Annotated in this window: 1 pseudogene; it reads left to right on the plus strand. The window is 50.8% G+C overall.

The features are described from left to right. Window positions 1-740 (plus strand): annotated as a pseudogene (locus R8N47_RS24930) (SgrR family transcriptional regulator); the annotation flags it as partial.

The raw sequence follows: 740 nt of genomic DNA on the forward strand, positions 1-740 counted from the left end.
GTGCTCACTAGAATACTACGAGAAAGAACTCGCGCATGTTGCAAACGTGACGGCGATAAATCCTCTCAAAGGGGTGTTTACACTTAACCGACCTGACTTGGGTTTTGCTGGGCTTATTTCTGGCGTGAAATATGGCATTCAGCCCGTGAGTCAGGTGAACGTTGCGAACAACAAGTTGGTGGTAGGGAGTGGTCCATTTTCCGTCGTTGAGCACAGTGAAAACCGTTTGAAACTGCAAGCGTTTGATGGCTATTACGCGTGTCGAGTATTAACGGATTTGGTGACGATCTGGATCGTTAACGATGAAAAGATGGAGAACCCATCGCTCGCTGCGAATACTCTGCAACCACAGCCAGTCCTTGTTGATGACATGTGCGGTCACTACATGTCGACACCGAACAGTGAAACGTCCCCAGCGAGCAAACGCAGTCGAACGGAAGACGGTTGTTTGTTCGCACTGTTTAACCATCATGCGAAGCACGCTTTGTCTCAGGCTCAGCGCCGATACATCAGTGATTTGATTCGACCGGAGCAGTTAGCCGAAGTGATGAAGAGCGAAAAGATCAATTTCGGTAGCGTCGCTGCTTATAACTTGTTGCCAAACTGGAAGCCGGTGTTGCGCCCATTTGGAGATGCGGTCAAGTTACCAAAGCTGCTCACCATCGCAGGGTACAATTACACGGCGCTACGCCGGTGCGCGCGAGCGATTTCTTCGCGTTTAGAGCGTGCGGGCATCCGAG

Source organism: Vibrio sp. 2132-1 (assembly GCF_033344315.1).